Source organism: Meiothermus cerbereus, from assembly GCF_051297115.1.
Classification (GTDB): domain Bacteria; phylum Deinococcota; class Deinococci; order Deinococcales; family Thermaceae; genus Meiothermus; species Meiothermus cerbereus_A.
Window position 1 is genome coordinate 1 of record NZ_JBEVAL010000080.1, and the last position, 12,207, is coordinate 12,207.

General features: G+C 61.7%; 12 protein-coding genes. 2 read left to right on the plus strand and 10 right to left on the minus strand.

Annotated features, from left to right (window positions below; genetic code table 11):
- Positions 1-191 precede the first annotated feature (191 nt).
- Entirely contained in the window at positions 192-998 is an 807-nt protein-coding gene (locus ABWU19_RS12720; protein WP_435902050.1) for an enoyl-CoA hydratase/isomerase family protein, read from the minus strand.
- A 64-nt stretch (positions 999-1,062) separates the two neighbouring features.
- On the opposite strand from ABWU19_RS12720, the gene truB reads away from it, so the two are divergent.
- A complete protein-coding gene (truB, locus tag ABWU19_RS12725) occupies positions 1,063-1,995 on the plus strand; it encodes a tRNA pseudouridine(55) synthase TruB (RefSeq protein ID WP_435902051.1) in 933 nt (310 codons plus the stop codon).
- An 88-nt stretch (positions 1,996-2,083) separates the two neighbouring features.
- On the opposite strand, the gene ABWU19_RS12730 is transcribed toward truB, so the two are convergent.
- Positions 2,084-2,533, minus strand: coding sequence for an Lrp/AsnC family transcriptional regulator (locus ABWU19_RS12730; protein ID WP_435902052.1), 450 nt, complete (start codon positions 2,531-2,533; stop codon positions 2,084-2,086).
- A gap of 109 nt (positions 2,534-2,642) precedes the next feature.
- Here ABWU19_RS12730 and ald point away from each other — a divergent pair, with 109 nt between their 5' ends.
- The gene (gene ald / locus ABWU19_RS12735) at positions 2,643-3,746 is read left to right on the plus strand and encodes an alanine dehydrogenase (protein WP_435902053.1); all 1,104 of its coding nucleotides are present in this window, start codon (positions 2,643-2,645) and stop codon (positions 3,744-3,746) included.
- A 313-nt stretch (positions 3,747-4,059) separates the two neighbouring features.
- On the opposite strand, the gene ABWU19_RS12740 is transcribed toward ald, so the two are convergent.
- From ABWU19_RS12740 to pilM, 8 genes are all read right to left on the minus strand, one after another.
- Entirely contained in the window at positions 4,060-5,106 is a 1,047-nt protein-coding gene (locus ABWU19_RS12740; protein ID WP_435902054.1) for a 3-dehydroquinate synthase family protein, read from the minus strand.
- Positions 5,087-5,632: a shikimate kinase gene (locus tag ABWU19_RS12745; RefSeq protein WP_435902055.1), complete on the minus strand. Its 546-nt coding sequence runs from the start codon at positions 5,630-5,632 to the stop codon at positions 5,087-5,089. Before ABWU19_RS12745 ends, ABWU19_RS12740 begins: the two co-directional genes overlap by 20 nt.
- 100 nt (positions 5,633-5,732) lie before the next feature.
- On the minus strand, positions 5,733-6,884 hold the full coding sequence (gene aroC, locus ABWU19_RS12750; RefSeq protein ID WP_435902056.1) for a chorismate synthase: 1,152 nt from the start codon (positions 6,882-6,884) through the stop codon (positions 5,733-5,735).
- Between the two features lie 275 nt (positions 6,885-7,159).
- Positions 7,160-8,683, minus strand: a complete 1,524-nt coding sequence (locus ABWU19_RS12755) for a secretin N-terminal domain-containing protein (protein WP_435902057.1) — start codon at positions 8,681-8,683, stop codon at positions 7,160-7,162.
- 9 nt (positions 8,684-8,692) lie between these two features.
- A complete protein-coding gene (locus ABWU19_RS12760; protein WP_435902058.1) occupies positions 8,693-9,724 on the minus strand; it encodes a hypothetical protein in 1,032 nt (343 codons plus the stop codon).
- The gene (locus tag ABWU19_RS12765) at positions 9,721-10,326 is read right to left on the minus strand and encodes a type 4a pilus biogenesis protein PilO (protein ID WP_435902061.1); all 606 of its coding nucleotides are present in this window, start codon (positions 10,324-10,326) and stop codon (positions 9,721-9,723) included. Before ABWU19_RS12765 ends, ABWU19_RS12760 begins: the two co-directional genes overlap by 4 nt.
- A 1-nt stretch (position 10,327) precedes the next feature.
- Positions 10,328-10,993: a flagellar protein FliT gene (locus tag ABWU19_RS12770; protein WP_435902059.1), complete on the minus strand. Its 666-nt coding sequence runs from the start codon at positions 10,991-10,993 to the stop codon at positions 10,328-10,330.
- The gene (gene pilM, locus ABWU19_RS12775; RefSeq protein ID WP_435902060.1) at positions 10,986-12,122 is read right to left on the minus strand and encodes a type IV pilus assembly protein PilM; all 1,137 of its coding nucleotides are present in this window, start codon (positions 12,120-12,122) and stop codon (positions 10,986-10,988) included. The genes ABWU19_RS12770 and pilM overlap by 8 nt, the downstream gene beginning before the upstream one ends.
- Between the last annotated feature and the right edge of the window lie 85 nt (positions 12,123-12,207).

A 12,207-nucleotide genomic window follows, 5' to 3' on the forward strand; every position in this document is an offset into this window, starting at 1 on the left:
GCCTTAGTTTTTGCTTTCTAGCTCGGAATGTCTAGGTGGCAACTTGAGTTAGCATTACTTGCCGGGCAAAAGGGCATTGAAATGGGGTCGGAACCCCACCTATTGGGTCAGGTCAAAACCTCTTGAGTTTGCGGGTCTTCCCCGAGCAAGCAGAACCAATAAAAGCTTGCGTAAGGTGGTTGCGGAGGGTTTTACAGGGGAGATTTTTTCTGAAAGTTGGGACGGCGCTTTTCGCGCAGCGAACTCAGCCCTTCTTTGGCATCGGGGCCTAAAAACCCCATGAACTCGAGGGCCAGCGAGGTGTCGAAGTTGGGCCCCATCATGCGCAGCCAGTTGTTGAGGGCGTATTTGGTAAAGCGAATGGCGGTAGGGGAGCCCTGGGTCAGCCGCTGCGCGATTTTGAGGGCTTCGCTGTAGACCTCACCGTCCTCTACGCACCTCGACACCAGCCCAATGCGTTCGGCTTCCTCGCCCGAGAGCGGCTCGTTCAGGAGAAGGTAGTACTTGGCCTTGCTCAGCCCACACAGCAAGGGCCAGACCATCACCGAGTGGTCGCCCGCCGCTACCCCCAGCCGCACGTGCCCGTCCACGATTCGGGCCGTTTTTCCGGCCACGCTGATATCGGCCAGCAAGGCCACCGCCAGCCCGGCCCCCACCGCTGGCCCCTCGATCGCAGCCACGATGGGCTTGGAACAGTTCACCACCCCATACACCAGGTCGCGGGCCTCTTTCCAGACCCGCAGCAGGGCCTCATAATCCCGGATCATCTCCTCGATCATCTCGAAGTCGCCGCCGCTGCTGAAAGCGCCACCCTCGCCCCGCACCAACACCGCCCCGATGCTTTCATCGGCATCTATATCCCGCCAGACATAGGCCAGTTCGCGGTGCATCTGACTATCGGCGGCATTGAGGCGGCCAGGATTGGAAAGAACCACCTCGAGCACACCTTCACTGGGTTGCGAAAACTTCAAACGCTGATAGTGTTGTTGCCAGCCCATGCCAGCAGTTTACGCCTCAGGCCGACTACCCACTGTGGGTTAATTATGGGTACAATCCGCTGGCATGGCCCTATTTGCCGTGAACAAACCGCTGGGGCGCACCTCGCACGACGTGGTGGACATGGCCCGTAAACTGCTGGGCACACGCCGGGTGGGGCACACCGGAACCCTCGACCCCCTGGCTACGGGGGTTTTGATACTGGCCACGGATGCTTCGACCAAACTGGTGCCCTTTCTATCTGCTGAAGAAAAGGAGTACCTCGCCTGGGTTTCCTTTGGCGTAACCACCGAGACCCTGGATGCCGAGGGGCCGGTTGTGGGGCCTTTGGCCGGTTACCCCACCCAGCGCGAGATTGAAGCGGCCCTGCCGTGGTTTTTGCAGCTTACCGAACAGACCCCCCCGGCCTACTCGGCGGTGAAGGTAGGGGGTGTTAAGGCCTACGAGGCGGCCCGTAAAGGTCAGGCCCTCGAGCTAACCCCACGCCCGGTCAAATACCACGAGGTGCGCCTGCTGGCCTACGACCCTGCGCCCATCGCGCACCGCATTGCCCCTTCGGCAACCGGCTGGCAGCTTTCCGAACGGGGCCGCACAGTGGAGCTTCCCAGGCCGCTGGGCGAATACCCCACTGCGGTCATCCGGCTGGTGGTGGGGCCTGGTACGTATGTGCGCTCGTTTGCTCGAGACCTGGGCCAGCAGTTGGGCACCCGGGCCTTCCTTTCGGGGCTGGTGCGCACCAGGGTAGGCAAGATTGGCCTCGAGCAGGCCCAGGAGATTGAGCACCTGGATCCACACAAAACCATCGACGAGCTCGAGGCCCTTTCCTGCCCCAGTGTGGAGCTCTCCCAGGCCGAGGCCAGGCGGGTCATGGAGGGCGTGCCGCTGGCTATTCCGGCCAGGGGTCTGGTGGCCTTGCTTGGCCCCAAACGCCGCTTGGTCGCAATTGCCGAAGGCGATGGTTTTAAACTGCGCATCAAGCGGGTCTTCAAAGAGCAGTAATGCCGATGGGTAGCGCTGTGAAGCCGGTGCAATACCGGCCCCAGCAAACAAAAGGCCGGCCTCTGGGGTTTTGGCGGCGAACTGCCGCTCAACCCATCTCGAAGGTTTCTTTGATGATGGGTTGCGACAGCACCACCGATGTGCGGGTGCTGCCATAGAAGCCAAGCTGCTGAATCAGCTCCTGTAAATGCTCTACTGAGGGGGTCATGACCTTGGCCACAAAAGACGACTGGCCGGTCACAAAGTAGCATTCCCGCACGGCTTTGGTGTTGCGGGCGAACTCGAGCATCTGCTGGTAGCGGTGGGGCGGGGTGGCTACCTCGATCAGCGCCGTGATGCTGTAGCCCAGGGCTCCGGGGTTAATCCGGGCCCCATAGCCAGCAATGATGCCCGCGTCTTCCAGGCGCCGTACCCTTTCGGTAACGGCAGGCGTCGAGAGCCCCACTCGGCGGCCCAGCTCGCTGTAGGAGAGCCGCCCATCCCGCTGTAGCTCGTTCAGAATAGCCAGATTGAATTTGTCCAGTAGCTTGGAAGCCATGTGGCCTATTTTGGCTTAAGAAACTAAAGCAAGAATGATATTTGTCCTTAAGTTACCACTTTCCTTTGTGCGTTAACCCGTCTAGGCTTGGGAAAAACAGGAGGTTGTTATGGTGATTGGTGTTCCCAAGGAAATCAAAACGCTCGAGAACCGTGTGGCCCTTACGCCGGGCGGGGTGACCAGCCTGGTACGGCGGGGGCATAGGGTACTGGTACAGGAGGGGGCCGGGGTGGGCTCGGGCCTCTCTGATGCCGAGTACCAGAAGGCCGGGGCCGAGATAGTTAGCGCGCAGGAGGCCTGGGCCGCCGACCTGGTGGTCAAAGTCAAGGAACCCATCGCCGAGGAGTACAAGTACCTCCGCCAGGGCCTCATCCTCTTCACCTACCTGCACCTGGCTGCCGATGAGCCGCTGACCAAAGCCTTGCTGGCTGGGGGTACTACCGCCATTGCCTACGAAACCGTGCAGCTCGAGGACGGCTCGCTACCTCTGCTGCTGCCCATGAGTGAGGTGGCGGGGCGCATGGCCCCGCAGGTGGGGGCGGCTGCGCTGGAGAAACCCCACGGTGGGCGCGGCGTGCTTTTGGGGGGCGTGCCGGGGGTGGCTCCGGCCAGCGTGGTGATTATCGGTGGTGGTATCGTGGGCACCAACGCCGCCAAGATTGCCCTGGGAATGGGAGCCCAGGTTACCATCCTGGACGTTAGTAAAGCCCGCATGCAGTACCTCGACGATGTGTTTGGTGGAAGGGTTATCACCCTTTCATCCACCGAAGCCAATGTGGCGGCCTCTATTCGCCACGCCGACCTTTTGATTGGGGCGGTGCTGATTCCTGGGGCCAAGGCGCCCAAGCTGATTACCCGTGAGATGCTTTCCACCATGAAAGAGGGTTCGGTGATTGTTGACGTGGCCGTTGATCAGGGGGGATGTGTCGAGACCATTCACCCCACCACCCATGCCGACCCCACCTACGTGGTAGACGGCGTGGTGCACTACGGTGTGGCCAATATGCCGGGGGCGGTGCCGCGCACTTCCACCTTTGCCCTTACCAATCAGACCCTGCCCTACCTGCTCAAGCTGGCTGAGAAAGGCCTGGATGCCTTGCGCGAAGATCCCGCCCTGATGCTCGGCCTCAACACCCACCAGGGCCAGCTGACCTGCCACGGGGTGGCCGAAGCCTTTGGCCTGCCCTACGTTGAACCCAGGGCGGCCCTGTAGCGTCCTCTTCATGGGGCACACCCCTCAGGCCATTTGGCGAGAACAGTGTGGCCTGCTGGTAAGGGAGTGCGCTGTGTCTTGCAAGAGATCGTCCCACGGGTGAACAGCCGCGCCAGCGGTCTGTCCCGAAGGGGATCGTCCCACGGGTGAACAGCCGCGCCAGCGGTCTGTCCCGAAGGGGATCGTCCCACGGGTGTACGGGCACCGCCCGTCCCGAAGGGGATCGTCCCACGGCGTCATCGCAGCAGGAGGCTGTGCCCCCAAACCCGGCATCGGCGGTGCTGATGGGCGGAGGCCGTAAAAGAACCTCGAGTCAGGAAGATTTTTGCTGATGCATGGCGGACACCAGGCTCAGGAACTCCTGATAACAGCCCATCAGTACCTCTTCCGACACGGGCCGAATATCGAGCTGGCCCATGTCCTTAGGTATGACCCAGTTAAGGGCCTTGCTTAGTTTTTTCTTGTCGCGGCTGATGAAGGGTGTTAAATCATCCCAGCCCAGATGGGGGAGCGGGGGCGGGGCGAGCCAGTGCAAAAACTGTAACACGGTGGGCACCAGGTCTGCGCCGCCAAGGGTGCGGCCCAGCAGGGCAGCGAAGAGCAGTCCGTAACCTACGGCCACCCCATGCGATAACGCGCCCTGGGTAGCCCCCTCGAGGGCATGGGCCAGGGTATGCCCCAGGTTGAGCTTGCGGCGCTCATTCTGCTCGGTGGGGTCGGTCTCGACAATCTGCACCTTGACCATCACGGCGCGGGCCAGGTAGTGCTCGAGGCCCTCCCACTCCAGCGAAACCGGCGCCACATTGACGAGCAGCTCGTCACCGGCGATAAGGCCGTGCTTGAAGGCTTCCACCAGGCCCTCCTTGAAGGTTGGGGGAGGAAGGGTTCGCAGGGTCTTTAATTCGGCATAAACCCCCTCTGGGGCGTAGAACGCACCCACCAGGTTTTTGCCTTCGGGCAGGTTGATGCCGGTCTTGTTGCCCACCGAGGCGTCCACTATGGCCAGGGTGGTGGTTGGCAGGCTGATGTAGCGCACCCCCCGCAGGTAGGTGGCGGCCACAAACCCCCCCAGGTCGGTGAGGCTGCCCCCCCCCACAACGTACAGGGTGGTATCGCGCGGGAGGGCCTGCTGCGCCAACCAGGACAGCACCCGAGCATAGCTCGCCAGGCTCTTTACCCCTTCGCCGCCGGGAAGGCCCAGGCTGGCGGCAATATCCAGGCGGGTGGCTACTTCCTGGGCGTAGCCCTCTACTGCCTGGTCAAAGATGAGAGCCCGGGGGCCAGGGGCTTGGGGCAGCTCGAGGTCGAACCCAATGTGAATTGGGTAGGGGACAGGATGTTTAATCTGTAGCTTCTGCATACTCCCAAAGTCGCTCGACAATTTCGTCTACCACGTCGGTGATTCGCCGGCCATCGGTGGAAACATGGATGGTGGCCTGGCGGTAGATGGCCTCACGTTCAGCCAGGAGTTGCTGGATGCGCTTGAAGGGGTCGGGGTTATCGAGGATAGGGCGCTGACCAGGGCGGCGGCTGACGCGCTCGAAGATGGTGCTGGGGCTGGCCCAGAGCGCCACCACCGGCCCGCGCTGCAACAGCTTCTGGCGGTTTTCTGGGTTGACAAAAGTGCCGCCGCCCAACGAGAGCACCAGATAGTCTTTCTGGGTGAGCTCGTTGACCGCCTCGGCCTCGAGCTGCCGGAAAGTTGGTTCTCCCAGGTGGCGGAAAATATCGGCCACCGAAAGCCCCATCTCGCGTTCGATGTAGCGGTCGAGGTCAATGAAGTGCAGCATCAACTCGCGGGCCAGTTCCCGCCCAATGCGGCTTTTGCCTACGCCCATAAAGCCCGTAAGGGCCACCCAGGTTACGGGGCGCTCAATCTCAATCATAAGCGGGTGTTGGGGGCCAGCCACCAAGAAGGCCTTGTGCTTTACTGGCAGCGCTCCCAATTCGATTTTTTTGATACTTGTTTGGCTTCATTGGTAAAACCTAGTATCGCAGCACCCGCTCTTTGTACCGCTCAACCCGCTCGATGAGTTCGTCCAGGGTATCGCCGCCAAATTTTTCCAGGTAGGCCTGGGCCAGCACGATGCCCACCAGGGCTTCCAGAATTACGCTGGCTGCCGGCACGGCCGTTACGTCGGAACGCTCGCGGGCGGCGTCGGCAGGCTGGTGGGTGACCACGTCCACCGTGGGCAGGGGCTTCATCAGGGTAGCGATGGGTTTGAGGGCCGCCCGCACCACCAGCTCCTCGCCGGTGGTCATGCCGGCTTCGGTGCCCCCGGAGCGGTTGCTCTGACGGTAGTAGCCGCGGTTTTGTTCCCAGTAGATGGGGTCATGAACCTGCGAACCTGGCTTCATGGCGTTGCCGAAGCCGCTGCCAATCTCCACCCCTTTGATGGCCGGGATGCTCATGACCATCTGGGCGATGCGTCCGTCGAGCTTGCGCTCCCAGTGCATCTGGGAGCCCAACCCCATCACCAGGCCCTTAAATCGCGCTTCGACGATGCCCCCCAGGGTATCGCCACTGGCCCTGGCCGCGTCAACCCGGCGGATGACCTCGGCTTCAGCCTGAGGGTCGGTCATTCGTACTGGACTGGCTTCAATGCGCTCCTTAAGGTTCCAATCGAAAGGCACTTCGCTCCAGACCCCGGCCATGCCATCCACAAAGGAGGCACTTTCTACCCCAAAAAACCAGAGCAGCTTGTGGGCGATGGCCCCTACCGCTACCCGCATGGCGGTTTCACGGGCCGAGGCCCGCTCGAGCACGTCACGCAAATCTTTGTGTCCGTACTTGACCCCCCCGGCAAGGTCGGCGTGGCCGGGCCTGGCCGCCGTGAGGGCTTTTTTGCGGGGCTCGTTGCCTGGGGCTGGATCCATTATCTCGACCCAGTTGCGGTAGTCGGTGTTTTTGATGACCAGCGTAACCGGAGCCCCAGTGGTACGTCCGGCCCGCACCCCGCTCACGAACTCCACCGTGTCGGTCTCGATTGCCATCCGCCGCCCGCGCCCATACCCACCCTGGCGTTTCTTGAGCCAGGGGTTAATGTCTTCTACCGTAAGGGGCAGTTGGCTGGGCAGACCCTCCACGATGCCAGTAAGCTGCGGCCCGTGGGATTCTCCAGCAGTCAGAAAACGCATGAACAGAATCTAGCATAAGTAGGGGTGATGTCCAAACCACACACTTTTGAGCGCTTAGAACCGTTGGGGGTGTTGGCTTCGACAAGCTCAGCCAACCTTATATAAAGCCTCGCTGGATTGTTCCCTTGATGTGGTGAAGCCATCTATTTTTGCAAAGAACCAAGGCGGGTTTCATATGATAACGGAGGTGAAGATTGCACCAGGCTGCCCCTGCAAAAATCGCAGGAAAAACAGAAAAGCCGGGGCGATGCCCGGCTTTTGCGGTGAAGGGTTGTTTAGCGCTGGGCAACGTCCTTGACGATGCTGCCCGTGATGATCACGATGAGTTCATCGTCCTTGACGCTCGAGGTGCGCTGCTTGAAAAGCTCGCCCAGCAAAGGAATATCACCCAAAAGGGGAACTTTGCTTTCGGAGGTGTCGGTAACTTTTTGTACCAGGCCTCCCAGAACCACGGTCTGGCCGTCGCGGATACGCAGTTTGGAGAGGGTGGATTGCTGAGGGATGCGGATGCTGCCCGCGGGGCCATCGGCGGGGTCGCCACCGGTTTGGGTGAAGACCTCGAGCAGGATGTTGCCATCGGTCGAGACCTGTGGGCGCACCCGTACCAGCAAGCCGTAGTCGAACTCACGCACCGAAATCTGGCCGCCAATCGTAATTGGGATCAGCAGTCGGCCACCCACCTTAATTTCCGCACCCTTGGCTCCAGTCGTCCGGAGGTCGGAGGTGTCGGCGCCGTAGTTGTCTTCGACCAGCAGGTTTGCATCGCTCAGGCGGCGCGAGAGCTGCTGCTTTTCCAGTGCGTCCAGCACGGCCCGGATGTTGAGCGAGGCCAGGCTGCGGGTGGCGTCGAAAATCAGATTCAGGCCGGTTGACAGGAAGCTGGCTACCAGGTTGCCCCCCGATACGGTTTCCCACTTGATGCCCAGGTTGCGGATTACTTCGCCCGATACAGCCTGCACCCGAATTTGCAGCTGCACCTGCTGCACCGGCCGATCCAGGCTAGGAATCAGGCGCTCGGCCAGGGCAAGCTGCTCGGCGGTGCCGGTGACGATAATGGTATTGGTACGGGGCTCGGCGACCACGGTTACCTGGGGTGCTGCCGGGGCAGCGGCCTGGGCCTGTCCTTGAGCCGGTGCGCCCTGGGCCTGGGCCGCAATGGCCTTGCCCAGCACGTCGGCCAGCTCGCTGGCACGGGCGTGTGAGAGTGCAAACGACTTTTGTACCAGCGGAATGGTCGGCGTGGCGGTTCTGGGAACATCAATGCGTTGCAGGAAGCTAAGGGCATCGTTTACAGCGCGCGAGGGGCCGCTTATGGAGAGCACATTCTGCCCCGGCACTGCGCGCACAGTGACACCAGGCACCTCTTGCTGAACGAAGGCGGCCAGCGCCGCAGGGTCGCCCGAGCGCACCTGGTAGAACTCACGCACCGTTGGCTCGGTGGATGGGGCAGGCTGGGCGGCTTGTCCGCGGGCCCGATCCACAACTTCCTTGGGCCCTACCACAATTACGTTGTTGTCGAGCAGGGCGTAGGTAATGCGGCCGTCGCCGTAGGTGTTTATGAGCAGATCCCAAACCTGCCGGAAGGGTTTCCGGTCGATATCGGCAGTGACGCTAACGTTGGGGATGTCGCGCAGAATGGGGGATAGCCCCACGCTTCGGGCCAGGGCATCTAAGAGGGCTGGCAAGGGCAGGTTGATGCCAATGTTACTTACGGGTTGGTCAAAGCGCGCATCCCTGGGCAAAGTACCCTGGGCCAGCGCTAGACTCAACACCACCAGAAGAGCAAACAAACGCTTCATATTCACCGCCTAGGGGTTATCCATTGTCAGGTTCAGGCTCTCTGAACCTTGTACCAAGAGGGCTTCTTTTGCGCTTAAGCTTTTGAGCAACACATCGCTACCGGGAAGGGTGCGGCCTACTGGCAGCACAATAAAACCATCCTTGCTCTGGAAGATGGCCACGCTGGTTGGGCCTAGCACCACCCCCGAGAGTTTTAGACTTTGCTCGCGCACGAAGCGGGCCAGGGCGGTTTCCTGGGTGATTTCCTGCCCGCGGGCCAGGCTGCTTTTGGGCTCGAGCACCTGGGTAAGCCGGGCATTAATCTCGGCCCGTGCAAACTCGAGGGTGCTTCCGCCGCCTGCGGTGGTTGTGCGCGTGGTATCGGCCACATCCAGGGCCGCCGCTGCTTTAGCTGCACCATCGGTGGTATCGCTCAGCTCCCGCTCCAGAGGCGCCAGCCGGATGGGCAGGGCACCCGAGCCCAGGCTGATCGCGCTGGGTAGGCTGGCACGGGCTGTACCCTGGGCCAGGCGGGGTTGAGCGGTAGGGGTGGACGGTGGGGTTACCCCTGGGGTGGGCCGGGTGCCGGGCAGGCTGGGGCGTGGTAGCGCTGTGGTGGGCTGGCGCACCTGAACCTGGGCGGTCTGGCGCGGGATGGGCTGGGTAGCCACTGGCGGGGTAGAGACCGGGGCTGGTTGAGTGGGCTGAACCACAGCCGGTGCAGCGGTTTCGATGATTAACGGCACGAAGGGGTTGGGGGGCACCGTTACCCGAGGTCGGGCCGCAGCAACACCAGCGGGGGCTTCGCCCTGCTCCTTTGGCGGCTCCGCACGGGTGGCCTCGGTAACCAGGAAGGGTACGGGGAGTACCTCGAGGGGCCGGGCGGTGGTAAGCGGCGCCGAAGGTTCTACGGGCGCAGGGGTAGGGGTGGGCGTGGAAGGTTGCTGTGCGGTCTGAGTTGGACGAAAGAAGCCGATATACCAGGTGGCCACTGCCCCTACCAGCAGGACTGCCACCAGGGCCACCTTGGCGGTTTGGGGCATGCGCTGGAAGAAGTTCATGGCCGACCTCCAGGCTGGGTGGGCTGGGCTGGCTGACCCTGTCCGGTATAGGTGTAGACCGTCATGGTCAGGCTGGTGTTGATGATGGGGTTGGTGGCCTGGGCCTCGGTGGCGGCAGGCCCACTGCTACCGAGGGTGAGGTTGAGGCCCGAGACGGTGGCGAAGCGCTGCAAGCCCTCGAGGTTTCGCAAAAACACATACAGCTCGGGGAAAGGCGACTCCACCTGCAAAGCCAGGTTGGTGGCTCGCACGTTGGCAACCCCCTGATTATCGCCTGCGCTGCGGCTCAGGGTTCGCAAAACCACCCCACTTTCCCGGGCTGTCTGGGTCAGCGAACTCAAAACCCGACCGAGCTGTTCGGTGGGGGGTAGCTCACGCAAAAACTGCTGCCGCTCGGCATCGAGGCGGGCGATGGTCTCGCGCAGCTGGGGCAACGCACGCTGGGCTGCACGGCCACGGTCGCGTTCGACGGTAAGGCGATCGACCTCGGCCTGTAGCTCCGGTATGCGCCCTTGCAGGGGCTGGGTTACCAGGAAGTACCACATCATTCCCAGCAACAAGGCCGCCACTATGGCGACGATGGCCCACTCACGCTGGCCCATTCTAGCGAGAAGGGCTACCACTGTCTTCACCTCCTGTGGTGTTGCTGGCGGTTGTCCGGGCTTGACCAACCAAGCCGATGGTGGCCCCAAAGGTGTAAAGCTGCCGCTGCGGATCCAGGCTGGCGTTCTGGAAGTTGATGCCGAAACGCGGCGAGGTTTCGAAGGCCTCGACAAAACGAATCAGGGCGTTCTGGCCGATGGCTTCACCTTGAAGGTTGAACTCCACACTGACCGGCTTGCCGTCGTAGAGGCCGTTTTGCGCGTTGTTCTGGATTTCTTGGGGCGTGAGGGTTTTGGTGCCGATGCTACGCAGGGCCACCCCAAACCGGCGGCCTTCCCGTGGAATCTGATTGATGACCTGGGCCAGGTTGTCCGACCAGGGCACAAAGCGTTCGCGTAGCTGGTTGCGTACTGCGAGGAGCTGCTCGAGTTCGCGCTGCTGCTGATTAAGGCGATTTTGCTCGGCTATGAAGGGGCGCAGCACGTCCACCTCCACCTGTAGCTGGTCGCGCTGGTTTTCCAGTGCCTGTACCCGCGAGAGGGTAGAAAGATGGAAGAAAGCCACGGTTCCCAGTACCGCAAGCACCACCGCCGCCGCCGCCAGACGCCACCAGCCAGGCTCGACCCGGCGGCGCAGGTTTTTGGGCAGGAGGTTGAGTTTAATCAAGTGGATTCACCCCCCGTAGTGCCAGGCCCACCGGAACAGTAAACTCTGGTGCCAGACTGCGCAGGTACTCCAGATCGAAGCGGCCCTTGTCAATCTGGATGCCCTGCCAGGGATCGGCGGTTTCCAGTGGGATGCCCAGTGTGTCGGACAGGAGCGGTACCAGACTTCGCAGCTTGCTGCCTCCCCCAGCCACAAAGCCCTGATCTACCCCGAGGTCGCCCACCTGCACCCGGAAGAACTCCAGGCTTCGGCGCAACTCGGTGGTAAGTTCGACCAGCACCGGGCGAATCGCATCGTACATGCGGGCCGGGTTAAAGCGCTCACGCTCGGCGTCAAAGTCGAGGAGCAGGTCTTCATCTTCGGTGGGGATGGTGGCCAGGCCGTAGTTTTTCTTGGCGTCTTCGGCAGCTACCACATCGAGGTTGAAGGCCTTCGAGATAGCAGCGGTGAAGTCTTTCCCCGAAAGGTTGATGACCCGGTTCAAAAGCAGCCGCTCGCCCCGGGTGAGCACCAGCGCTGAAGTCTCGGCCCCAATCTCGAGGAACAGGGTGATGGGCTCACGGTCGGTGACCACCAGGCGGGTATTGAGGGTACGCAGACCAGCAAAGGGTTTTACGTCTATCACCAGCGGCTCCAGACCGGCGGCCTTGAGGGCTTCTACCAGGCTGGCCACCGTCTCCTGCCGAGCGGCACCCACCACCACGTCCATTTGTTCGCCATCCGGAATGGACTCAGGGGGATCGAGCGGTGCATAGTCCAGTACCACCTCGTCAATCGGGAAGGGGATGTAGCGCTCCGCCTCCCAACGCACGGCCTCCTCCAGCTGCTTGAGGGGCATCTTGGGCACCTGCAAGGTACGGGTAATGACCGCCAGGTTGCTGGCGGCCGTGACCACATAGCGCTTGCGGGTGCGCATTTCGGCCAGCATCTCTTTGATGACATCGGCCAGTGCGCCCGGTTCAATGATCGAACCCTCCTGGATAACCCCGGGTGGGGTGGGCCTGATGCTCAGGTTCTTCAGGCTGGGGGGAGTTCCGGACAGCTCGACCATCTTGATATTGGCCGATCCAATCTCGAGGCCAAGCGCCTCGATCCTGGGTCTCAGCAACCCGCCAAAAAAATCACGCACGCTGCCCCCTTTCCCACATAAATCTTAAACTAACTCAAGTTGCCACCTAGACATTCCGAGCTAGAAAGCAAAAACTAAGGCCACT